The sequence below is a fragment of the Agrobacterium rubi TR3 = NBRC 13261 genome (genome assembly GCF_000739935.1).
Lineage (GTDB): Bacteria > Pseudomonadota > Alphaproteobacteria > Rhizobiales > Rhizobiaceae > Agrobacterium > Agrobacterium rubi.
Window position 1 is genome coordinate 1 of record NZ_BBJU01000026.1, and the last position, 22,767, is coordinate 22,767.

The following is a 22,767-nucleotide window of genomic DNA, read 5'->3' on the forward strand; positions in this document are numbered from 1 at the left end:
GGGGCCTAACAAGAAAAATACCTTTTTTAATAGACACCTGATTTTACAACATAATTTCAAAATGAGCGTGATATTCCGCCTCAAAACCCCTGGCGACCTTACCCATAGGCAGCGCAAATCACGCTTTCTCAACAATCCCTTAACGACCGCCACGTTTTGGACATTAGCGCATCATATCCCGAAATGGCACGAAGCTGACACTATAAAGGCGGGGAACACTCAACTGAGCGCATCGCTCTCGTTTGACTCCGGACTTTGAAAGTTGCACATCTTCGGCTTGAAGGTTTCTGGAGATCCAATGAACGACTGGTCGCGACAGGCATGATGACGGATCGAGACATGGTCCGCTCGCTTGGAACCGAGCCGCCTATTCTGGCGGAAGGTCGGCGAGCTCCTGACCGGCGTGAAATCTCCCTGCGCTGGTTGAGCGGAACGTTTCTGACAGGCATCACCTCTTCCATTCTTATGGGTGTTGCTCTTTTTGCAGCACTTGATGGACGCCAACAGCTTGCCATTCCAGCCGAAGCCTTTGCGCGGGCTGATATGGAGCAGGACGCGTCCGAGACCGTTCGGCGTGGCACACGGTTGCTGGGTCAAAATATAGCCGCACGTCCCTCGGACCGTTCCGTGATGGAAGTCTCGACCGTCATTCATGACGGTGACAAGGAAGTGGTGCGCAAGGTCCCCTTCTCCCACGTGAAAATCGCGCTGGCTGCCAATTACAACAATCAGGAGGATTACCCTCCTTTCGATCCGCTGAATATCTTTGCAACGAATGACGACGCCTCGCCTGCTGCCAGCAAGACCGGCACGATCTATGGTTCCGAGGTGGAATCCGAAGTTAGCTTGAAGACAGTGGCCTTTCCGACGAAGAACAGCCCCTTTGCTTTTGCCGGTTCGATGAGCTTCGACGAAGTCGAAGAGGCAGTTCGGTCAAATGGTTCGATGTTGACCGATGGCAACGAACAGTTGTCTGCGCTCTATTATATCGATCCGCGCCGCTTTGAGGCCACAGAAGATGTGGACATGACCGCTGGTCTCGCGGCGCGCGTGGTCGAACAGAACATGTCCGTGTCGACGCCTCAGGCTTCGACGGTCAAATTTCAGGAATATGCCGACGACGTGATACCGGTTCGCCAGGCCGAAACGATGGAGGAAGCGCTGTTTGGTGCCGGTTACTCCAAAGAGCAGGCCAAGCAGACCGCGGCTGTTCTGAGTGTTGAAAACGGATCAGCCGATGTGCAGGCGGGGGACGTGCTGCGGATCGGCATTCTTCAAAGCGACGAGAAGAGCGATATCGTCCGCGCCAGTCTCTACCGCAAAGGCCGCCATATGGTGACCGTGGCGACCGACGATACCAAGCAATTTGTGCGGGCCAGCGAGCCGCCGCATCTGGATGCCGTTGCGACAGCCTTCGACAGCAGCAATGCACCATTGACGGCCAACCGCGATCTGCCGCGGGTCTATGATGGTGTCTACCGCGCCGCCCTCACCTATGGCATGAACCAGACCATGGTTGCGCAGCTCGTCAAGCTTCTGGCCAGCAGCGTCGATTTCCAGGCCCAGCTGAAACCGACGGATTCACTTGAAGCCTTCTTCTCGGTTCAGGGACCAGACGGAAAAGCGACGGACCAGTCCGAACTGCTTTATGTCAACGCCAAGTTCGGCGACAACGAGACGCGCTTTTATCGTTTTCAGAACCCGGATGATGGCAGCGTCGATTATTTCGATGGTCAGGGGAAAAGCATTCGCCAGTTCCTGATCCGCAATCCCGTGCCGAACGGTCGCATGACCTCCGGCTTCGGCATGCGTCGTCACCCGGTTCTGCGCTTCAGCCGCATGCACACCGGTACGGACTGGGCGGCCCCACGCGGAACGCCGATCATTGCGACCGGCAACGGCATTGTCGAAAAATCGGGCTGGGCATCCGGTTACGGAAACCAGACGCTGATCCGCCATGCCAATGGGTATGTTTCCTCGTACAATCACCAGAACGCCATTGCCAAGGGCGTTACCGAAGGGGCGCGTGTGACGCAGGGGCAGGTGATCGGCTATGTTGGATCGACGGGTCTTTCGACCGGCGCGCATCTGCATTACGAGCTTATCGTCAATGGCACCAAGGTGGATGCCATGAAGGTACGCCTGCCGGGCGGCAAATCGCTTTCGGGCGAAGCGCTGGCGCGCTTTTCCGATGAACGGCGCCGTATCGATACGCTGCTGAACATCGAAACCAAGCCAGACCAAGTGGCGAGCCGTTAAGGCTTTCCTGAACCCGCTCAGTGGGCGACAGTCAGCGTACCCGCAGCTGCGTCTAGTCGTGCGAGGGTGCCAAGCGGTATGCTCAACGGTTTGTCGCCGTGACCGAACGGTAGACCGCCGAGCACGGGAACATCCAGTTTTTCGAAATGATCCCGCAAAAGAGAGACGAGGCGTTTGGACTGTGTGCCATCCGCTGTCGTGAACTGACCTATGGCAACACCAACGATGCCCCTGAGATGCCCGCCTTTCTGAAGCGTTGTCAGCACACGGTCTATTCGTCCAGGCGTACAATCGACCGCTTCGATGAGGAGTATGTAGCCAGACAGATCTGGCAACCCCCAGCCGGCCATGGTTCCGATGATATCGAGATTGCCACCAATCAACCTGCCTTGCGCCTCACCCTCCGTCGTCAGAAAGGCCGTCGGCTCTTCAGGTCGTGTTTTGAAGACCACTTCTCCGTTGCTGGTCAACATCCGATAGAGCAAATCGAGATTGTCTTGGTCGATGCCGCTCGTCTCATCACCAAACACCGCGCCGTGAAATCCCACCGATCCACACTGCTTCGACAACATCAGGTGCAACGCGGTGATATCGCTGAAACCAAGCAATGGTTTAGGATCACGACGAACCGCATCGAAATCCAGCAGATCGGCAATCCTGTACGATCCTTTGCCGCCGCGTGTAGCGAAGACGGCCCTCACCTGTGGATCGCGAAAAGCATTGTTGAGATCGGCGATCCGTTCATCGTCTGTGCCAGCCATCGAGGCATATTTCGAAAAGGCATGCGGCCCGAAATCGACCTGAAACCCCAGAGCCTCCAGGGCCTGCGCACGTTTTAACGTCGTCTGCTTTTCCGGTGTGCTGGCGGGAGAAACATACCGGATCAGATCACCATCTCTTAGTTTTCCGCAGGCAAGTATCGATGTTTCACTCACGACAGACGGCTCCGCTTGTTGGCGACCTGTGACGAAAAAGGGCTCCATCGCTGGAGCCCTTTTCATTGTCATCATGCCGCGTCGGCGGTTTCGACATCCAGATGCTGCGGCTTGACCTTGAACAGCAGCCTGTCGGTGCCGGAGGTGACCTTGACGCGTGAGCCATCAGGGATTTCGCCACTGAGGATCAGCTCGGCTAGACGGTCCTGCACGTTTTTCTGGATAACGCGCTTGAGCGGACGAGCGCCGTAAGCGGGGTCGTAACCCTTGTCGGCCAGCCAGTTGCGCGCATCCTCGTCCAGTTCCAGCAGGATCTTGCGATCGCTGAGCAGCGCCACCAGGCGGTGCAGCTGGATTTCGACGATGGCACCCATTTCATTGCGATGCAGGCGATGGAACAGGATGATGTCGTCGATGCGGTTGAGGAACTCCGGCCGGAAGTGGCTGCGAACGCGTTCCATCACCAACTCGCGCACCGAGCCCACATCGTCATTGTCGCCCATCTGCGTCAGGAACTCCGAACCGAGGTTCGAGGTCATGATGATGATGGTGTTCTTGAAATCGACGGTGCGGCCCTGCCCGTCGGTCAGACGGCCATCATCCAGCACCTGCAACAGAACGTTGAAAACGTCCGGATGCGCCTTTTCGATCTCGTCGAACAGCACGACTTGATATGGCCGACGTCGAATGGCCTCCGTCAACGCGCCGCCTTCTTCGTATCCGACATAGCCAGGAGGCGCACCGATCAGCCGGGCCACGGAGTGCTTCTCCATATATTCCGACATATCGAGGCGAACCATCGCGGTCTCGTCATCGAAGAGGAAGCGTGCCAGCGCCTTGGTCAATTCGGTCTTGCCGACGCCGGTTGGGCCGAGGAAGATGAAGGAGCCAATCGGGCGATTGGGATCCTGCAAACCGGCGCGCGACCGACGAACCGCCTTCGACACAGCCTGGACCGCCTCGCCCTGCCCGACGACGGACTTGGCAAGATCGTCTTCCATGCGCAGCAGCTTTTCGCGTTGACCTTCCAGCATTCGGTCGACCGGAATACCCGTCCAGCGGGACACGACATGGGCGATGTTGTCGGCCGTCACCACTTCCTGAACCATGGACGCAGCACCGCCGCTATCGCGAGCTTCGGCATCTGCCAGCTCTTTTTCAAGGCCGGGGATAATGCCATAGGTCAACTCACCAGCACGCTGGAATTGGCCGTTGCGCTGGGCTGTCGCCAACTCGTTGCGGGCTTCGTCCAGTTGCTTCTTCAGGTCTGCGGCAAGGCCGAGCTTCTGCTTTTCCGCCTGCCAGCGGGCCGTCAGCGCATCCGCCTTTTCTTCGGTGTCGGCCAGCTCATCCTCGAGCTTCTTCAACCGATCAGCAGATGACACATCGGTCTCCTGCTTCAAGGCTTCGCGCTCGATCTTGAGCTGGATGATCCGGCGATCCAGTTCGTCCAGTTCCTCGGGCTTCGAATCCACCTGCATGCGAAGGCGTGACGCGGCTTCATCCATAAGGTCGATGGCCTTGTCCGGCAGGAAACGATCGGTGATATAGCGGTTGGACAGCGTTGCCGCTGCCACAAGTGCCGAATCCGAGATGCGGACCTTGTGGTGCTGCTCGTATTTTTCCTTCAATCCGCGCAGGATCGAGATCGTGTCTTCGACCGTCGGCTCGCTGACGATGACCGGCTGGAAACGACGGGCCAGCGCCGGGTCTTTTTCGACGTGCTTGCGATATTCATCCAGCGTGGTCGCACCCACGCAATGCAACTCGCCGCGCGCCAAAGCGGGTTTCAGCAGGTTGGACGCATCCATCGCGCCATCCGCCTTGCCCGCACCAACCAGCGTGTGCATTTCATCGATGAAGAGAATAATGCCACCGGCTTCAGCCTGCACTTCGTTGAGAACAGCCTTCAGACGCTCTTCGAACTCACCGCGATATTTCGCACCGGCAATCAGCGCGCCCATATCGAGCGCCATCAGCTTCTTGTCCTTGAGGCTTTCCGGCACGTCGCCATTGATGATGCGCAAGGCGAGACCTTCCGCAATCGCGGTTTTACCGACGCCGGGTTCACCGATCAGCACGGGGTTGTTCTTGGTGCGGCGCGACAGAACCTGCATGGTGCGACGTATCTCATCGTCGCGGCCAATAACCGGGTCAAGCCGACCATCGCGCGCTTCCGCCGTCAGGTCACGCGCATATTTTTTCAAGGCGTCAAAGCCCTGTTCGGCATTGGCACCATCGGCCGTGCGGCCCTTGCGGATATCGTTGATGACCTGATTGAGGGCTTGGGCGGTGACGCCAGCCTTCTTCAGCGACGCGGAGGTCGATGCCGACGTTTCCACCGACAGAGCCTGCAGCAACCGCTCGACGGTGACGAAACTGTCTCCAGCTTTCTTGGCAATGTCTTCAGCGGTGGAAAACACCTTGGCAAGCGGGCCGGTCAGCGACAGGCCACCATTGCCACCGGAGACCTTCGGCAATTTGGCGAGAGCCGCGTCATTGGCAAGGCGCGCTTCCTTGGCATTACCGCCAGCGCGCTCGATCAACGCCGCAGCCATGCCCTGGTCATCATCCAGCAGCACTTTCAACACGTGTTCGGCTGCAAATTGCTGGTGGTTTTCGTTGAGCGCATAGGTCTGCGCCGATTGCAGAAAACCGCGAACACGCTCGGAATATTTTTCAATGTTCATCTCATAACTCCTTTTACCGCCCTGCCCGTCTTCGGCACAGTTTGGAATGTTAGGGTTGAAGCTCCCTGAAGCGGCGAGCCCCGCTACGATAACAGGCCTTGGTGTGCCTGCATCGCCTCGAACGGATGGCCTGGCGCCTGATCCATTCTTATGGGTTTGATATGGTGGGGGAAATGGTGGGTTTAAAGAGGTGGTGAACGGGGGCTGGGTGATTTTTTGGGTTGGCGACGGTGGCGACAGCTATCGCCGGCGCTGGAGCAAGCCCGCCCCCCCTCTGGCCTGCCGGCCATCTCCCCCACAGGTGGGGAGATCGACTCGTGGATGGCGCTCGATCATCTCTGCCGCTTCGGACAGAGTGGGGAGCATGCGCCCAGCCGATCTCCCTCCTCGTGGGGGAGATGGCCGGCAGGCCAGAGGGGGGTGAGCGGCGTACTCTGACTTTTGTATATTGGCGGCCGCCACACCCTCCAACCTCATGCTGAGGTGGGAGCGAAGCGACCCTCGAAGCATCCGCCGCGGACTCCCGCCCCAAGCCCGCAACCCTCGTCCTTCGAGGCCCCTGCGGGGCACCTCAGGATGAGGGTTGCTGCGTAGTGGCCCGCAGCCCAGTACCTTGTACCCTGTACCCAGCATCCAGCCACACCCACCAAAATCCAATTCTATCAAAAACCCCGGCCACCGCTTACGCAAGCTTCGCCGTTCACGCGGCAGCACCTGCCCGTGGTTTGCTTTATTCTCTGGTCCCATAACCATTCGCGGCCACGGGTATGTCGGACGGGGCGCTGCAAGCTGCCTCGTTGGGTAGTCTAAGAATGGCACCTTTCAGCGCCCCGTTCGGCTCTTTTGGCCAAACAGCAATCCACTTGCCACGGCTGGCAGAGCCCGGACGGCGAAGGGGGAACCTTGCCGGAGAACCGGTCGGACGTGTTCAAGGTTCGACCCTTCCCATCCGGGTGGCGATGGCCTGTTGCCAGATCATCGCCCTGCCAGTTCGGCTGCATCTGCCTTCGATTTGCCTCCGCGCCGATAATCGAGGGGCGGAAGGATCGATCCGTTTTTCGCAAGCTCTTCATCCGCCAGACCCGGCCAGGTGCGCCCCTTGCGATCCGTCCGCACTGTTTGCCGACAGTGCGGGGCAGATGCAGCGTGTTCCTGTGTACCGCATGACTTTCGCTTCAATCCCTTATGGTCGCGTTCGACCAGGGGACGATGAGCTGTCGGTACACCCGGCGACTAAGTTCCTGGCGGATGCATCGCGGGTCAGCAAGACGGTCAGTCTTGGCACCCGTGATGCGGCCAGGTCGGGCATCGGGAGATGACACCGGCCGGTCCGAAACCGGTGTCATCCTCCCGTGCCGCCGGGGGAATTGCTGCTCGACCCCGATGGCAAAGAGGATGCGTAACCTCTCTCCCACCAGCGCCGGTCCCGCCTCGCCGCAACCCCTTGCGGTGTATCCGAGGGCGGAACGGAGCAATTGTGCGGGTGATTCGCGCGCCGTGGAGAAAGTTGCGGGGGGACTTTTGGTGTTTTTTGCGGATTTTCGGGTAAGAGATTGATTTGGTTGGGAAGTATTTTTGTTGCGGGCGGTTTTGGCGGCCTGTTGTGAGACCTGAGGGTGCCGCTTACCCCCCTCTGCCCTGCCGGGCATCTCCCCCTCAGGTGGGGAGATCGGCTGGGGGCTCGCTTGCCGGTCATCTTGAGCGTTGCGCTGCTGCACTGGGTACGTCGTGTATTGCCGACCAACCGTCTAACGGCTGCGATTGGAGCGATGATGGCGCCTCTTGCCGATCTCCCCCCTTGAGGGGGAGATGCCTGGCAAGGCAGAGGGGGTGAGCGGCATACTCCGCTCTCATGCATCATCCTAAGCTTGTCGAAGAAGAGGTGGCACGTTGTGCTTTCGAAGCATCCGCCGCGCACTCTGCCCCAAGCCCGCAACCCTCGTCCTTCGAGGCCCCTACGGGGCACCTCAGGATGAGGGATGCTACCAATGCGACCTGCGGGGCACCTCTCTCCTTCGACAGGCTCAGGATGATAGATAAGGGTTGCTATCGTTGTGTCCGTCCTGCCGCCGTCTCTAGCAGCTAGGGCCAAAGCCGCCGCACTCACATGCCATACCGAGTTTACCGAAGGAGGTAACTCGTGGCGCCCTTGAAGACTCCATCCAAACGAAAAAACCCCGGCGAACCGGGGTTTCTCAATAAATGACATGACAAAACGCCCGGACTATTCGGTGGCGTTTTCCAGGGTTGGGGCTTCGCCGCCTTCCGCGCCTTCGGGGGCTGCTTCGCCATCTTCGCTGCCGGCCGTGCGGCGGGGGCGACGGGGGCGGGGGCTGGTGCTGCGGGCGCGGCGCGGGGCGCGCTCGGTTGCAGCCGTGCTGACCTGCTGTTCCTCTTCGACGGCAACTTCCTTCGGTGTGCCTTCGATGACGGGCTGCGGAGCCGAGCTTGCGTCGTAGACGGGGGCTGCGGCAACCGGAGCGGCAGCAACAGGAGAAACAGTGGTTTCATCCTGCTCTTCGCGCGGCTGGCGTTCCTGGCGGGCAGGACGCTCGCGACGGTCGCGGCGTTCGTTGCGGTCCTGACGCTCGGGGCGATCTTGACGCTCAGAGCGTTCCGGGCGGTCCTGTCTGTCCTGGCGATCCTGCCGTTCCGGCTGGTCATTGCGCTGGGACTGATCGTTGCGCTGCGCGCGCTGCTGATCCGGCTGATCATAGGAGGCGGGCATGGATACGACGACGTCGTCGTTATCATCGCCGTCGATATCGTCGCCGTCACGGTCCTGCTGGAACTCGCCGCGCTCATCGCGCTGGAAGCGTTCCTGCATCTGGGCCTGGGCAGAGGCGATGATGCGGTTATAATGTTCGGCGTGCTGCAAATAGTTTTCAGCCATGACGCGGTCGCCGGAGCTTTGAGCATCGCGGGCAAGCGTCGAATATTTCTCGGCTATGTGCTGAGCCGTGCCACGGATCTTAACGTCCGGGCCGGAGCTATCGTAGCTTCTGGTGAGCGGATTGCCGCCCTTGCGGTTGAAGTTGTTGTTACCGCCACCATTGTTGCTGCCGCCACCGCCGCCGCCATTGTTGTTGCTACCACGCCCCCGGCCGCGCTTGTTTTGCTGCTGTCCTGGCCTCATCAATTGCTCACCTGAATTCTGTTTTGCTGATAATTTCGTTGTTTCGATACAATGACGGAAGGACGCATATCAAAGTCCGGTTTTCCGTGATTGCTCCCATTACGCGACTTGCACCAAAGGACAAGACCTCGCGTATAATGCCCGGATGCGCAAATGCTGCATCGAGCCGCCTGCGAACAAAGTTTCCTGAATCACATGCCGGGAATGCCCAGCCTTCAGGGTTTCCATAAAACCCGCTTCGGGACTGATCCATACCCTGGCGAATCTAAATTCGCCCTCAGCCACCCAACATGTGGCGGCAAACTAGCCCGCTTCCTGCAGAAATCCAAGCCTTTTCTTTTGCTGTGCAAAATATCCTTGCACAAAACCAATATTAACCTGAAAGCTTCAGGTTCCAAAGATCAAAGCGCGGTCATTGCCGCCATAGTCTTTGAATGCATTGAGCAGATCATAGCCTTCATCTGCGAATATTGCTGTGACGTCGATCTTCTGGTCGTAACCGATTTCCACACCGATAATGCCGCCAGCGTTCAGGAAACGCGGTGCACCCCTGGCAATGGCACGGTAAGGATCAAGGCCATCCTCGCCGCCATCCAAAGCGGCCATCGGATCGAACTGCCGGACATCTCGCTCCAGCGTTGCGATCACGTCTCTTCGAATATAAGGCGGATTTGACACGATGATGTCGAAGCTGTTTTCGATGGCGTCGAACCAGTTGCTGAGCTGCGTTTTGAAACGGTCTGCAAGCCCGTTACGCTTTGCGTTTTCAGCGGCCGTGACCAGTGCGCCCTTAGAAATATCCGTTCCCACTCCGGTCGCGGCGGGACATTCGTTGAGCAAGGCAAGGCAGATGGCGCCGGTGCCGATGCCCATATCCAGAATGCTGGCCGAGCCATGCAGGTTGACGATATCATCGAGGTAAGGCAGCACGGCATCGACAAGGATTTCGGTATCCGGCCTCGGCTCCAGCGTTTCGGGAGACAGGAGGAGATCGAGGCTGTAAAACTCTCGGTGGCCGAGAATGCGGTGAACCGGTTCGCCATTTTCGCGCCGGGCGATCATGGCCTCGATCGTCGAGAGCTGATCATCGCTTAAAAGGCTGTCGCCCTTCAGAACGAAATCCGTCAGCGAGAAGCCGGTGGCAGCCCCGATCAGCAGCCGTGCATCGGTGACGGGGTCTGCGACGCCAGCGGTTGAAAGACGCTGACGCGCAGTCGTCAGGTGATGGGCGAGCGTGGTCACTGCTGTTCGCCGAGCTGGGCCAGCTGGCCTGCCTGATAATCGGCGATCAGTGCATCGACCATCTCATCGATATCGCCTTCGATCATGCGGTCGAGCTTGTAAAGCGTGAGGTTGATGCGGTGATCGGTGACGCGTCCCTGCGGGAAGTTATAGGTGCGGATTCGCTCGGAGCGATCGCCGGACCCAACCTGGCTCTTGCGGTCAGCCGAGCGTTCATTGTCGACCTTCTGGCGTTCGATATCATAAAGGCGCGAGCGTAGAACCTGCATGGCTTTCGCACGGTTCTGGTGCTGCGATTTTTCCGACGAGGTGACGATGAGGCCGGTGGGCAGGTGGGTGATGCGCACCGCCGAGTCCGTGGTGTTGACGTGCTGGCCGCCGGCACCCGACGCGCGCATCGTATCGATGCGGATGTCTTCGGCGCGGATTTCGATATCGATCTCCTCGGCTTCCGGCAAAACAGCGACGGTTGCTGCCGATGTATGGATGCGGCCGCTGGCCTCGGTATCGGGCACGCGCTGCACGCGGTGGACGCCGGATTCGAATTTCAGCTTCGAGAACACGCCGCGACCGGTAATCGTGGCGATGATTTCCTTGTAGCCGCCCGCCTCGCCTTCGCTGGCCGAGAGGGTCTCGACCTTCCAGCCCTTGGTGCTGGAAAAGCGCTCATACATGCGAAACAGATCGCCGGCGAAGAGTGCCGCTTCCGAGCCGCCGGTGCCAGCGCGGATTTCAACGATGGCGCTTTTTTCGTCGGCGGCATCCTTGGGCAGAAGCAGGATCTGCATGTCTTTTTCGAGCTGCTCAATGCGCTCATTCAGCTCCGGCAGCTCGGCCTCGGCCAGATCGCGCATGTCCTTGTCGACAGATTTGTCGGCGAGGATGGCTTCCAGATCGGAGGTCTCGGCCAGCGCCTTTTCATATTCGCGGATGGTTTTGACGACCGGCTGCAGTTCCGAATATTCCGAGGCGAGCTTGACATAGACATCGGCGGCAGGGCCGGACGCCATGCGCGCTTCGATTTCACCGAAACGACGCTCAAGCTCACGCATTTTTTCGACGGGGAGCTTGGCCACCTGTCAGACACTCCAATTACTGTTGGCTTTCAGATAGGGATAGAATGGGCCGCGGCAAAGCGCAAAAGCAGCTGACGCGGACTTTCCACCGACTTTTGGTCGTCCAGTGCCGCTTCCAGCGCCTCAGACAGGGTCGCAACGTCAAGACCCAGCAACATGGCCTTGACCGGACCGATGGCGGTTGGCGACATGGACACCGAGCGGAAGCCGAGCCCGATCAGGGCCATGGCCGACAAGGGCTTGCTGGCCATTTCTCCGCACAACGTCACCTTCGTGTTGTTGCGAATACCGGCGCGAACGATATCGCGCAGGATGCGCAGGAAGGGTTTGCTCAGTGTGTCGAAACGATCCGACACGCGCGCATTGCCGCGATCCACCGCCATGGTGAACTGGAAGAGGTCGTTGGAGCCGACAGAGACGAAATCGACCTCGGCCATCAGCTCATCCAGTTGCCACATCAGCGAGGGCACTTCGAGCATGGCACCGAATTGCAGCTTGCGCGGCAGGGAGTGGCCGAATTTCGAAAGGTGCTGGACTTCCTTCTGGAAGAGTTCGCGGGCGGCACGGATTTCGGCCACTTCCGTAATCATCGGCAGCATGATGCGCAGCTCGGCACCGGATGCGGCACGCAGGAGCGCCCGCATCTGGGTGCGCATGAGGCCGGGACGGTCCAGCGACAGGCGGATGGCGCGCCAGCCGAGAGCCGGGTTTTCCTCTTCCTGACCGCGCATATAGGAGACGACCTTGTCGCCGCCGATATCGAGCGTGCGGAAGGTGACCGGCTTGCCCTTGGCGTTGCGCAGAACGCTGCGATAAAAGGCTTCCTGTTCCTCGCCCTTGGGCATGGTCGAGGCGATCATGAATTGCAGTTCGGTGCGGAAGAGGCCGATACCATCGGCACCGGATTCTTCCAGCTGCGGCAGATCGACGAGAAGACCGGCATTCATCTTCAGATCGACGCGCACGCCATCCTTGGTGACGGGCTCGACATCGCGCAGCGCCCGGAACTGTTCCTGGCGCTTGGCGCGCAGGCGGACTTTTTCCTCATAGGCGCGCTGCAAATCGATGACGGGGCGCAGGTGCACCTGCCCGTCATCACCATCGATGATGATCGGGTCGTTGTTTTCGGCCAGCGCGACGATACCGGCAGCCTGACCGATGATGGGGATGCCCATCGCGCGGGCAACGATGACGACGTGGCTGGTGACGGCACCGTCTTCCAGCACCAGACCGCGCAGCTTTTCACGCGGGTAATCCAAAAGTTCGGCAGCACCCATGGCGCGGGCGAGAACAATGGCATCGGCTGGAAAATCTTCCTCCGGCGGGCGTCCGCCATAGCCGATCAGCTGGCGCAGCAGGCGGTTGGCCAGATCGTCGAAATCGTGCATCCGCTCGCGCAGATAAGGATCGGTCAGGCGCATCATGCGCGCCTTGGTGTCGCTCTGGACCTTTTCGACTGCGGCTTCCGCTGTCAGGCCGTTACGGATCGCCTCTTCCATGCGCCGCACCCAGCCCTGATCATGGGCGAACATCCGGTAGGTTTCCAAGACTTCGCGGTGCTCACCTTCGGTGGCGACATCACGGCGATTTAGCATGTCGTCGATGGACAGGCGCAGAGAGCCGATAGCCTCGGCCAGACGCCGGATTTCAGTGTCGGCGTCTTCGTTCAACAGATTGGTGACGACGATGCGCGGATCGTGCAGCACGACATGGCCGAGGCCGAGGCCTTCGCCATAGGCATCGCCATCGATGGACACAGCCCTTGTCAGGTCCAGTTCCACGCCGGGACGGGTAATGGTTTTCAATTCACCGCTCGCTACGATTTCTGCAATGAGCATCGCGGTTGTTTCGAGTGCCTCAACTTCATCCTCCCGGTATGTTCGGCTGGTCTTGTTCTGGACGACAAGAACGCCAAGAGTGCGACCGGATCTCAAAATCGGTACACCAAGGAAGGAATGATAAATTTCTTCGCCAGTTTCAGGCAGATAGCGGAAAGCGGGGTGGGCCTGCGCGTCGGAAAGATTGAGCGGCTGGGCCGATGCGGCGATGGTGCCGACCAGACCTTGCCCCATTTTCAACTGGGCAAGGTGGACTGCGTCCTTATTCAAGCCTTCGGTGGCATAAAGCTCGAGCACGCTGTCGGACCGCAGCACGTAGACGGAGCACACCTCCGCCACCATGTTACTGGCAATCTGCCGGACAATCTGGTCGAGGCGCTCCTGCGGCTCAAGATGCTCCGCCATCATTTCGCGAAGCCGCTTGAGAAGAACGCGTGGACCTGCGGAAAGGTCTCTCATCGCGGTGCTCCCTGACACCTTCACATGCGGGGCGAGATGACCCGCATGAAAGGATCCACCAAAACAAAGCCTGCACAGCAAGCCTGACGGCAGGGATGCGCAGTCGATGCACCGTCAACCACCCAACGTCACCAAAAGAATCGGATGACGTGTATCGACGTTACAGAATCAACTCTTATCCAGACCGTAAGCAGAATGCAAAGTACGAACTGCAAGTTCCGCATAGGCGCCGTCAATAAGAATGGAAATCTTGATTTCCGAAGTCGTGATAGCCTTGATGTTGATATTTTTTTCAGCAAGTGCCTTGAACGCACTTGCGGCAACACCGGCGTGGCTGCGCATGCCGATGCCGATGACCGACACCTTGGCAAGGCCGGTCTCGTTCTGCACGACATCAAAGCCGATCTGCGCCTTGTTGTCTTCCAGAACCTTGATGGCTTTCGGCATATCGCCCGACGGCACCGTGAACGTCATGTCGGTGCGCGAACCATCTTCCGAGATGTTCTGCACAATCATGTCGACATTGATATGGGATTCTGCGAGCGGCCCGAAGATGGCGGCAGACACACCCGGCCGGTCCGACAGGCGGCGCAGCGAAATCTGTGCTTCATCCTTGGCATAGGCGATGCCGGTTACGACTTCCTGTTCCACGATTTCTTCCTCGTCACAAATCAAAGTACCGGGCGGATTGATAAGGTCACCCATGCCCGGCGCATCGGGATCCTCGAAACTGGAGCGCACGAAGGTTCGAACCTTGTGCACCATAGCAAGCTCGACCGAGCGAACCTGCAAAACTTTTGCACCGAGAGATGCCATTTCGAGCATTTCCTCGAAGGCGACCTTCTTCAGGCGACGTGCCTTTGGCACGATGCGCGGGTCCGTGGTGTAGACGCCATCGACATCGGTATAGATATCGCAGCGATCAGCTTTCACGGCAGCGGCGATGGCAACGGCAGACGTATCGGAGCCGCCACGACCGAGGGTCGCGATGCGGTTATCCGGGCCCAAACCCTGGAAACCGGCAACGACGGCGACCTGTCCCTCGCCCATGCGGCGAACGATATCGGAACCATCGATTTCCAGAATGCGGGCAGCGCCATGGGCGTTATCGGTGCGAATGGGGATCTGCCAGCCCTGCCAGGAACGGGCGTTCACACCCATGGACTGCAAGGCGATGGCCAGAAGGCCCGATGTGACCTGTTCGCCAGACGCGACGATCGCATCATATTCGCGCGCATCGTAAAAGGATGTTTCCTTCGAACCGGCCACCTTGGGCGTGTTCTGGACCCAGTCCACCAGCTCGTTGGTCTTGCCGGACATGGCGGACACGACAACGGCCACTTCATGGCCAGCATCCACCTCACGTTTCACATGCCGGGCGACATTATGAATTCGTTCTAGATTTGCGACGGATGTACCGCCGAATTTCATGACAATGCGAGCCATAGTTTGACCAGTACCATCCCATTTTGCCGCCTGATACGACGGACAAGAGCACAACCCAGTCGGCCCCTCGTTAAAAAAGGCCTCAAGTTGCGGGTCTCATAGCGAAAAGGCATGGGCCACGCAATGCCGTTTATGGACTGCGCGGTACGCCTTTTACGGCAGGCTGGACCTCACGAAGGGCGTTTCGATGCCACGAGCGTACCGCTTTGGTCTGTACAAACGCCGCTATTCACAGTATGAGCGCGTCAATTCAACTGGCTGAATGGCCGAAATGGCCCGTATCGGCTGCTTTATGACCCTTATGATCTAATGGTTTTTAGCGGATGCAGGCAGCCCAATATCCGAAAGACGGTAGATGACAGAAACCCAGGGTATCGCCCCGGCGATTGCACAGGCGTTGGAAAAACGCGGCTACAAAGATTTGACCCCTGTTCAGAAGGCAATGCTTGCCCCTGAGCTGGACGGACAGGACGCGCTGGTTTCCGCCCAGACCGGCTCTGGCAAGACCGTCGCCTTCGGGATGGCTATTGCGCCGACGTTGTTGCAGAAGAATGGCCGCTTCGCTCAGGCCGGTGCGCCGCTTGGCATAGCAATCGCCCCGACCCGCGAACTGGCCATGCAGGTGATGCGCGAGCTGGAATGGCTTTATGAATTTACGGGCGTTTCCATTGCGTCCTGCGTTGGCGGCATGGACATCCGTGCCGAGCGCCGTGCGCTGGAGCGCGGTGCCCATATCATCGTCGGTACGCCGGGTCGCCTTTGCGATCACATCAAGCGCAAGGCGCTGGACCTCTCGTCCATTCGCGCCGTGGTGCTGGATGAGGCCGACGAAATGCTCGACCTCGGTTTCCGCGAAGATCTGGAATTCATTCTCGAGGAATCACCATCCGACCGCCGCACACTGATGTTTTCGGCAACGGTTTCGCGCAGCATCGCCAAGCTTGCAGAGAGCTACCAGAAGAACGCCGTGCGCGTTGCGACGACATCCGAGCAGAAGCAGCACGTCGATATCGAATATCGCGCCATGGTGGTTTCGCCATCCGACCGCGAAAACGCGATTATCAATGCGTTGCGTTTCTATGAAGCCCGCAATGCCATCGTGTTCTGCTCCACCCGTGCAGCCGTCAACCATCTGACAGCGCGCCTGAACAATCGCGGTTTCTCCGTTGTGGCCCTGTCTGGTGAATTGAGCCAGAACGAACGTACACATGCGCTTCAGGCCATGCGTGACGGTCGTGCCCGCGTTTGCGTGGCAACCGACGTTGCAGCACGCGGTATCGATCTGCCAGGTCTCGAGCTCGTCATTCACGCTGACCTGCCGACCAACTCGGACACGCTTCTTCATCGCTCGGGCCGTACGGGCCGCGCCGGACAGAAGGGCATCAGCGCGATTATCGTGCCAATGAGCCAGCGTCGCAAGGCCGAGCGCCTGTTGGAAGGTGCCAAGGTCAGCCCCGCCTGGGTTCGCCCACCGTCTGCCGAAGAAATCACCCAGCGGGATGGCGAACGCCTGCTGGCCGATGCTTCGCTGACGGAAAACGTCAATGATGACGAGCGCGATTTTGTTGCCAAGCTTCTCGAACAGCACGGTGCCGAAAAGGTCGCAGCTGCTTTCGTGCGTCTCTACCATGCGGGTCGGTCCGCACCGGAGGACATTGCCGAGGTTTCGATTGATGGCGCCCGCAAGCCGCGTCGCGACGGTTTCGAAACCGTTGAAAACAACGAGCCACGCCGGGATCGTTCAGACTTTTCCGATAGCGGTTGGTTCACGCTCTCCGTTGGTCGCAAGCAGAATGCCGAGCCACGCTGGCTGATCCCCATGCTGTGCCGCTTCGGCAAGCTGACGCGTCAGGATATCGGCGCGATCCGCATGCAGCAGACGGAAACCTATGTGGAGCTGGCCGCCGATGCTGTGGACCGTTTCACCTCCGCGCTTGGCAAGGACATGATGCTGGAAAAGGGCATCCGCGTCAAAGCCATGGAAGGCAAGCCGGACATGACCGGCGGCAACCGCGAAGACACGCGCCCTGCAAAGGCACAGCGGAAATTCGCCGCCAAGCCTGCAGCCGGTGGCGAACGCCGCACGGAAGACAAGCCCTGGAAAAAGAAGCCCGCCCCTGCCGGTGACAGACCGGCGCAGTTCGATGGCAAAAAAGACAAGCCCTTCGAAAAGCGCGCGCCTAAGAAAAAAGATCGCACCTAACAAAAACCCGGCGGAGATGATCCGCCGGGTTTTTTCGTTTTTTGGTCAAGCTGTATCGCCAGGCTCAGATCGCCCGACGTTCATCGCTTATTGGCCATCTGACGGCAGAATGCGTCGCACATCGACGTCCGGCTGGCGACCTGCATTATCGTCCTCACGCAGCTTCTGCCACTCACGTGCAGCGGCGCGCCCACTGTTCTGATCATTCTGGCCGCGCTGTGGCTGCTGGTTGACCTCGCGGTTGCGATCTCCGTTGCCATCACGATTGCGGTCGCGCTCGGCATTGCGATCCCGATCGCCGCCGCGATTGTCATTATCCCAACGCTGGCGGTCGCCATCACGATCGCGCATGGGTGGGCGCTGACGGTCGTTCTGGTTCCAGTCGCCGTGGCGCTGTTCCCAACGACCATCGTTCGGACCCCGGTCACGGCGGTCATCACGGCCACGATCGTCGCGCCAATCGTCACGCGGACGTGGGCGGTTGAAATCACCGCGTGGTGGCGGTGCGTTCCAGTAACCGCCGGATGGACGGCGCCAGCGATCACGCTCGCGGTAGAAATCGCGGTCGCGGTAGTTCTGGTCCCAATAGCGTCCAGCCTCGAACGTGATGATGGGAACGCCGAGGTCACGGTAATAGCGCGGCTCTACATAGACGCGGTTCTGACGGTAGACGGCCTGAACATAACGGCCGGCAACCCAGCCACGACCATAGCTGAACGATACGTCGCACCACGGCGTATCCGACAGGCAGCCATGGATGGTCAGCGGCGCGCCGTTGGGAATGACCACGACGGCGGGATAGGCGGTGCTGGGACCGGAGCGCATATTGACGTTTGCGGTGGAAAAACCTTGTGTCGCCGCTTCGGCGAGCGCCGGGGCGGCGACAAGCGCAAGCAGCGCTAAGGCACCAAACAGTTTCTTCTTCACGTTTATTCTCCCTCAAGCAAAGGCTTGGTCACCGATATCGGCATTTAACTCTTTGAAAATACGCGCACGATGATGAACGCAGCATGAAACGAGATTCCCACGATATCGGTTCCTTCACGTAGCCACCGGCGCCACGGGCGAGCGGGCCCCTTGACTTCGCGGGTCAAGCATCCGACTTCAGGGGCAGGATATGAAGGAGCAAGACCCATGAGCGAAGCCGCAAAGACGACCGTCGACCAGAGCGAAGTGGACCGGTTTTCCGCCATGGCTGCGGAATGGTGGAGCCCGACGGGTAAGTTCCGGCCTTTGCACAAGTTCAACCCGGTGCGGCTGGACTATATTCGCAACCGCGCCTGCGAAAATTTCGGCCGCGACGTGAAGGCGCATCGCCCGCTTGAAGGCCTGCGCGTGCTCGACATCGGCTGTGGCGGCGGGCTTTTGTCCGAACCCATGGCGCGCATGGGTGCGGATGTGGTGGGCGCCGATCCTTCCGAAAAGAACATCGGCATCGCCTCCACGCATGCGCGGGAAAACAATGTCAGTGTCGATTACCGCGCCGTGACGGCAGAGCAGCTTTTCGAAGCGGGCGAGACCTTCGACATCATCCTCAACATGGAAGTGGTGGAGCATGTGGCCGATGTCGATCTGTTCGTCGGCACCTGCGCCAAGATGGTGCGCCCCGGCGGCCTGATGTTTGCCGCCACCATCAATCGCACGCTCAAAGCGCGTGCGCTGGCAATCTTTGCCGCCGAAAACGTGCTGCGCTGGCTGCCGCGCGGTACGCACCAATATGAAAAGCTGGTGCGCCCGGACGAACTGGAAACGCCAATCGTTGCCAACGGCATGCACATTATCCACCGCACCGGCGTATTCTACAACGTGTTACAGGACCGATGGAACCTGTCGCCGGATATGGACGTGAACTACATGGTGCTGGCGAAACGTCCGGCCTGACGCGTCAATTCACATCATCGGGCAGAACGGGGAGTGGCGCGACGGCGATGCCCTCCTCGATCAGCGCCTTGGCTTCCTGAGGAGATGCCTGGCCGATGATGCCGCGCTCTTCCGTCTCGCCATAGTGGATCTTGCGCGCTTCCTCGAAAAATTTATCGCCGACATCGTCCGCATTGGCGCGAATGCTAGCGAGCGTTTCCTTGATTTTCGCGAAGGCCTGTTTCTGCGCCGCATCCATGGCGAGCGTGCGCGTGGCTTCGCGTTCGCGTGCGGTGGAAACGGATGGTGCCATCAGCATCTTGCCGACGTTGGGTGAACCGCAGACCGGGCAGGTGATCAATCCGCGCTCGAGCTGCGCATCGAAATCGGCGCTGCCGGAAAACCAGCCCTCGAATTCATGGGCTTTTTCGCAATTGAGCGCGTAGCGGATCACTGCGAGGGCACCCCGAGAACGACGGTGTTTTTGACCGTGTCCATATGGAACTCGCGGGCATTCTTGAGGTTGGGGATTTTGCCGCGCGCGCCTGTGACGGCGGCTGGATCGATATCGGCAAGCACGATCTGCTCGCCCTCCCCGCCTGCACTTGCCAGCACATTGCCCCAGGGATCGATGATCATGGAATGACCGTAGGTTTCGCGGCCGTCCTCATGCGTGCCGCCTTGGGCGGCGGCAATGACGAAGGCACCGTTTTCGATGGCGCGCGCCCGCAACAGGATTTCCCAATGGGCCTCGCCGGTCTGCTTGGTGAAGGCGGCGGGGACGGTGAGAACCTCGGCACCGGCCATGGCTTCTGCGCGGAACAGCGCAGGAAAACGGACATCGTAGCAGATGGCAAAGCCGAATTTAGCGAGCGGCAGGTCTGCGACGCGCGCTTGCGTGCCGGGCTCGTAGGCGGAGCTTTCGCGCCAGCTTTCGCCATTGTCGAGATCGACATCGAACATATGGATCTTGTCATAGGTGCAGATGCGCTCGCCATCAGGGGCAAACAGGAAGCCGCGATTGGCGATCTTGCCATCGGTGCGGGCAATGGCCGTGGAGCCGACATGGACGTAGATGCCGAGTTCACGCGCAAGCTTGCCCGCCGTCAGGACGACGATGTCGCCCTTCTCGTCTTTGAGCCAGGCACGCAGGGCATCGCGATCCTTCTGGATCGCACCGGTCATCTCCGGTGTCTGCACATAGACCGCGCCCTGCTGTGCCGCATCACGAATAAGGCGTTCCATATTTTCGGCATTGGTCTTGGGGTCTACGCCCGAGCACATCTGGATTGCGGCTGCCTTGAAGCTCATTTCGTCTTGTCCCTATCTCGTCTTTGTCTTCAAACGTCGTCGCGGTCTCAAGCGGCCAGAAGCGGGTCCAGCTTGCCATCGCGGTCGAGCGCGTGGAGGTCATCGCAGCCGCCGACATGGTTTTCGCCGATGAAGATTTGCGGAAAGGTATTGCGGCCGGATTTGTCGATCATCTCCTGACGATAGTCTGGATTTGTGGTCGCATTGTATTCGGTGAAATCCACGCCCTTGCTGTCCAGAAGGGACTTGGCGCGGGCGCAAAAGCCGCAGAAATCGCGTGTGTAGATCGTGACGGATGCCATTGTTCTCAAACCCTTGCCATATCGAGGAAATCAAATTCGTGAGGTGTCATATAGGACCGGAAATCGCCATTGCAAAGGTCAAAACGGTCACATCCGAGGCACCTGCCTTTTTGAGGCGGCGGGCGGCGGCGGCAACCGTGGCGCCGGTGGTGTAGACATCGTCCACCAGAACCACGCGCTTGCCGATGATGTCGGCCTCTCGGCCCGGCGCAATGGCAAAGGCACCGCGCACGTTCTGTTTGCGCGCCCGTGCCGACAGCCCGACCTGCCGGCTGGTGGGTTTGATGCGCACCAGCGTGGAGGCGAGAAACGGCTTGTTCGATAGGACAGACAGGTGGCGGGCAAGTTCGGCGGACTGGTTGAAGCGGCGCGCCAGAAAACGGCGCCGATGCAAGGGAACGGGCACGATGCAATCGCATGCCGCGACCGTGCCATCACTTGCCCGCAGCATCCATGATGCCATGAGGTGGGCAAGGTCAGTCCTGTCGAGATATTTCAGTTGATGAACGAGCCGTCTGGCGGGGCCATCATGGACGGCGGCGGCGCGCAGGCGGGCAAAGGGTGGCGGTTCGGCGATGGCTTCGGCACTGAGAATGCCCGGTCCATGATCTCGTGCAAAGGGAATGCCCAGAACTTCGCAATAGGGCCGCTCGATGAACTGCACACCCGCCCAGCATTCGACGCACAGCGCGCCGCCCGATGTCGTCTTGCGCCCGCATCCGACGCAGGACGGCGGATAGACGACATCGGCCACCGCAGGCCATATAGCGCGCAGCATCGCTACGCCAGCATCGCTCGAAAATGGCTTTTCCCTTGGGATCATGAGGTTGACAATAGGCGCGAACGGGTGCCTTTGCGACAGCAAAGTTTGGATGGATGACGGCATGGATATTGTTTTCGACGCGGCGCTGATCGAGCAGAACCGCAAGCGCGCCTTGCGTTCCAGAGACGACAAAGCCCTGTTTCTGCTGGATATCGCCGCAGAGGAGATCGCCGACCGCATTGCCATCGTTGAGCGACACTTCGACAGCGCCGTCGAACTGCATGGTGCGACGGGCATAACGGCGCAGCGCATCAAGGAGACCGGCAAAGTCGGCACTGTTACACGTGTGGACATCGATGCGGCTTTCGCAACGAACAACGAACCGCTTGAGATCGCACCCATCGAGCACCTGCCGCTTGAACCATCATCCGCCAATCTGATCGTTTCGCCGCTCAGCCTGCACCTGACCAATGATACGCCCGGCACACTGATCCAAATTCGCCGCGCATTGAAGCCCGACGGTCTGTTCATGGCCGCCATTCCCGGTGCTGGCACCTTGCAGGAGTTGCGCGACGTGCTGCTATCCACGGAAGCGGAATTGAGCGGTGGGGCAAGCCCGCGCGTCATTCCCTTTGCCGATGTTCGCGATGTCGGCGCCCTGTTGCAACGGGCGGGCTTTGCGCTGCCGGTAACGGACACGGAAACCTATACGGTGCGCTACGATTCGATTTTGCCGCTGATGCGCGATCTCAGGGCCATGGGGATGTCCAACCCGCTGGCGGGGCGAAGCCGAAAACCGCTGAACCGCCGGTTCTTCATGCGTGCGGCCGAACTCTATGCCGAAAAATACAGCGATCCCGATGGTCGCATCCGCGCGACGTTCTCGATCATCTATGTCTCGGGATGGGCGCCGCATGAGAGCCAGCAGAAGCCGTTGAAACCCGGCTCTGCCAAGGTGCGTCTGGCCGACGCGCTGAAGACGGCCGAAATAAAGCTACCGTCGAAGGACGAATGAAACGACGCGCTCAGGCCATGGCGTTGGTGAAGGTATCGGCCAAGAACTGAAAGATCGCATTGATATTGGTGCCGATGGCTTGCATGCCCAGAATGACAGCCGTCGAAATGAGCGCGACGATGAGGCCGTATTCGATGACGGTCGCGCCTTGCTGATCCGCGTAGAGCGCGACGAGCTTTTGCACCACAAACTCCGCCCTGCCTGCCATTCGTACACCCTTCAAACCGCCGGT

General features: G+C 59.5%; 18 protein-coding genes. 5 read left to right on the top strand and 13 right to left on the bottom strand.

All coding sequences use genetic code 11. The features are described 5' to 3' along the window. Window positions 1–259: hypothetical protein (locus RRU01S_RS26370; protein WP_045231922.1), on the top strand; the 259-nt coding region annotated here is incomplete at its 5' end. A 62-nt stretch (window positions 260–321) separates the two neighbouring features. Then, entirely contained in the window at window positions 322–2,259 is a 1,938-nt protein-coding gene (locus RRU01S_RS19650) for a M23 family metallopeptidase (protein ID WP_045232031.1), read from the top strand. Between the two features lie 17 nt (window positions 2,260–2,276). Here the strand turns inward: RRU01S_RS19650 and RRU01S_RS19655 are convergent, their stop codons facing one another. The 7 genes from RRU01S_RS19655 to RRU01S_RS19685 all read right to left on the bottom strand — a co-directional run bounded on the left by RRU01S_RS19655 (window position 2,277) and on the right by RRU01S_RS19685 (window position 15,081). Next, entirely contained in the window at window positions 2,277–3,194 is a 918-nt protein-coding gene (locus RRU01S_RS19655) for a S66 peptidase family protein (RefSeq protein ID WP_045232032.1), read from the bottom strand. Window positions 3,195–3,265: 71 nt separating this feature from the next. Next, complete coding sequence (gene clpB, locus RRU01S_RS19660; RefSeq protein WP_045231923.1) at window positions 3,266–5,884, bottom strand: ATP-dependent chaperone ClpB; 2,619 nt, start codon at window positions 5,882–5,884, stop codon at window positions 3,266–3,268. 2,224 nt (window positions 5,885–8,108) lie between these two features. Continuing rightward, window positions 8,109–9,020: a DUF4167 domain-containing protein gene (locus tag RRU01S_RS19665; RefSeq protein ID WP_045231924.1), complete on the bottom strand. Its 912-nt coding sequence runs from the start codon at window positions 9,018–9,020 to the stop codon at window positions 8,109–8,111. Between the two features lie 387 nt (window positions 9,021–9,407). Next, the gene (prmC, locus tag RRU01S_RS19670) at window positions 9,408–10,262 is read right to left on the bottom strand and encodes a peptide chain release factor N(5)-glutamine methyltransferase (RefSeq protein WP_045231925.1); all 855 of its coding nucleotides are present in this window, start codon (window positions 10,260–10,262) and stop codon (window positions 9,408–9,410) included. Further along, window positions 10,259–11,338 (bottom strand): peptide chain release factor 1, encoded by a 1,080-nt coding sequence (gene prfA, locus RRU01S_RS19675; protein WP_045231926.1) that lies wholly within the window; start codon window positions 11,336–11,338, stop codon window positions 10,259–10,261. The genes prmC and prfA overlap by 4 nt, the downstream gene beginning before the upstream one ends. 29 nt (window positions 11,339–11,367) lie before the next feature. Further along, window positions 11,368–13,635 (bottom strand): phosphoenolpyruvate--protein phosphotransferase, encoded by a 2,268-nt coding sequence (ptsP, locus tag RRU01S_RS19680; protein ID WP_045231927.1) that lies wholly within the window; start codon window positions 13,633–13,635, stop codon window positions 11,368–11,370. Window positions 13,636–13,803: 168 nt separating this feature from the next. Next, window positions 13,804–15,081: an aspartate kinase gene (locus tag RRU01S_RS19685; protein ID WP_045231928.1), complete on the bottom strand. Its 1,278-nt coding sequence runs from the start codon at window positions 15,079–15,081 to the stop codon at window positions 13,804–13,806. Between the two features lie 355 nt (window positions 15,082–15,436). On the opposite strand from RRU01S_RS19685, the gene RRU01S_RS19690 reads away from it, so the two are divergent. Beyond that, entirely contained in the window at window positions 15,437–17,284 is a 1,848-nt protein-coding gene (locus RRU01S_RS19690) for a DEAD/DEAH box helicase (protein ID WP_045231929.1), read from the top strand. A gap of 87 nt (window positions 17,285–17,371) precedes the next feature. Here the strand turns inward: RRU01S_RS19690 and RRU01S_RS19695 are convergent, their stop codons facing one another. After that, window positions 17,372–18,211 carry an SH3 domain-containing protein gene (locus tag RRU01S_RS19695; RefSeq protein ID WP_045231930.1) on the bottom strand — a complete coding sequence of 280 codons (840 nt, stop codon included), beginning with the start codon at window positions 18,209–18,211 and terminating at the stop codon, window positions 17,372–17,374. A gap of 207 nt (window positions 18,212–18,418) precedes the next feature. Here RRU01S_RS19695 and ubiG point away from each other — a divergent pair, with 207 nt between their 5' ends. Next, complete coding sequence (ubiG, locus tag RRU01S_RS19700; RefSeq protein ID WP_045231931.1) at window positions 18,419–19,165, top strand: bifunctional 2-polyprenyl-6-hydroxyphenol methylase/3-demethylubiquinol 3-O-methyltransferase UbiG; 747 nt, start codon at window positions 18,419–18,421, stop codon at window positions 19,163–19,165. A 4-nt stretch (window positions 19,166–19,169) separates the two neighbouring features. Here ubiG and RRU01S_RS19705 read toward each other — a convergent pair whose 3' ends face one another. Genes RRU01S_RS19705 through RRU01S_RS19720 form a run of 4 tightly spaced genes read right to left on the bottom strand, consistent with a single transcriptional unit; the run spans window position 19,170 to window position 21,535 of the window. Beyond that, entirely contained in the window at window positions 19,170–19,598 is a 429-nt protein-coding gene (locus RRU01S_RS19705) for a DUF1178 family protein (RefSeq protein WP_045231932.1), read from the bottom strand. After that, window positions 19,595–20,455, bottom strand: coding sequence for a carbon-nitrogen hydrolase family protein (locus RRU01S_RS19710; protein WP_045231933.1), 861 nt, complete (start codon window positions 20,453–20,455; stop codon window positions 19,595–19,597). The genes RRU01S_RS19705 and RRU01S_RS19710 overlap by 4 nt, the downstream gene beginning before the upstream one ends. Window positions 20,456–20,502: 47 nt before the next feature. Further along, window positions 20,503–20,757 carry a glutaredoxin 3 gene (gene grxC / locus RRU01S_RS19715; RefSeq protein ID WP_045231934.1) on the bottom strand — a complete coding sequence of 85 codons (255 nt, stop codon included), beginning with the start codon at window positions 20,755–20,757 and terminating at the stop codon, window positions 20,503–20,505. 46 nt (window positions 20,758–20,803) lie between these two features. After that, window positions 20,804–21,535, bottom strand: coding sequence for a ComF family protein (locus RRU01S_RS19720; protein ID WP_045231935.1), 732 nt, complete (start codon window positions 21,533–21,535; stop codon window positions 20,804–20,806). Window positions 21,536–21,641: 106 nt separating this feature from the next. Here RRU01S_RS19720 and RRU01S_RS19725 point away from each other — a divergent pair, with 106 nt between their 5' ends. After that, window positions 21,642–22,535 carry a methyltransferase domain-containing protein gene (locus RRU01S_RS19725; protein WP_045232033.1) on the top strand — a complete coding sequence of 298 codons (894 nt, stop codon included), beginning with the start codon at window positions 21,642–21,644 and terminating at the stop codon, window positions 22,533–22,535. A gap of 10 nt (window positions 22,536–22,545) precedes the next feature. Here RRU01S_RS19725 and RRU01S_RS19730 read toward each other — a convergent pair whose 3' ends face one another. Beyond that, on the bottom strand, window positions 22,546–22,743 hold the full coding sequence (locus RRU01S_RS19730) for a Flp family type IVb pilin (protein WP_045231936.1): 198 nt from the start codon (window positions 22,741–22,743) through the stop codon (window positions 22,546–22,548). Window positions 22,744–22,767 lie beyond the last annotated feature (24 nt).

Bases quoted from the DNA above. Each gene is read 5' to 3' on its own strand.
- RRU01S_RS19650 (WP_045232031.1), top strand. From the start codon at position 322: ATGATGACGGATCGAGACATGGTCCGCTCGCTTGGAACCGAGCCGCCT.
- clpB (WP_045231923.1), bottom strand. From the start codon at position 5,884: ATGAACATTGAAAAATATTCCGAGCGTGTTCGCGGTTTTCTGCAATCG.
- grxC (WP_045231934.1), bottom strand. From the start codon at position 20,757: ATGGCATCCGTCACGATCTACACACGCGATTTCTGCGGCTTTTGCGCC.
- RRU01S_RS19725 (WP_045232033.1), top strand. From the start codon at position 21,642: ATGGATATTGTTTTCGACGCGGCGCTGATCGAGCAGAACCGCAAGCGC.
- ptsP (WP_045231927.1), bottom strand. From the start codon at position 13,635: ATGAGAGACCTTTCCGCAGGTCCACGCGTTCTTCTCAAGCGGCTTCGC.
- RRU01S_RS19730 (WP_045231936.1), bottom strand. From the start codon at position 22,743: ATGGCAGGCAGGGCGGAGTTTGTGGTGCAAAAGCTCGTCGCGCTCTAC.
- RRU01S_RS19710 (WP_045231933.1), bottom strand. From the start codon at position 20,455: ATGAGCTTCAAGGCAGCCGCAATCCAGATGTGCTCGGGCGTAGACCCC.
- RRU01S_RS19690 (WP_045231929.1), top strand. From the start codon at position 15,437: ATGACAGAAACCCAGGGTATCGCCCCGGCGATTGCACAGGCGTTGGAA.
- RRU01S_RS19720 (WP_045231935.1), bottom strand. From the start codon at position 21,535: ATGCTGCGCGCTATATGGCCTGCGGTGGCCGATGTCGTCTATCCGCCG.
- RRU01S_RS19665 (WP_045231924.1), bottom strand. From the start codon at position 9,020: ATGAGGCCAGGACAGCAGCAAAACAAGCGCGGCCGGGGGCGTGGTAGC.
- ubiG (WP_045231931.1), top strand. From the start codon at position 18,419: ATGAGCGAAGCCGCAAAGACGACCGTCGACCAGAGCGAAGTGGACCGG.
- RRU01S_RS19685 (WP_045231928.1), bottom strand. From the start codon at position 15,081: ATGGCTCGCATTGTCATGAAATTCGGCGGTACATCCGTCGCAAATCTA.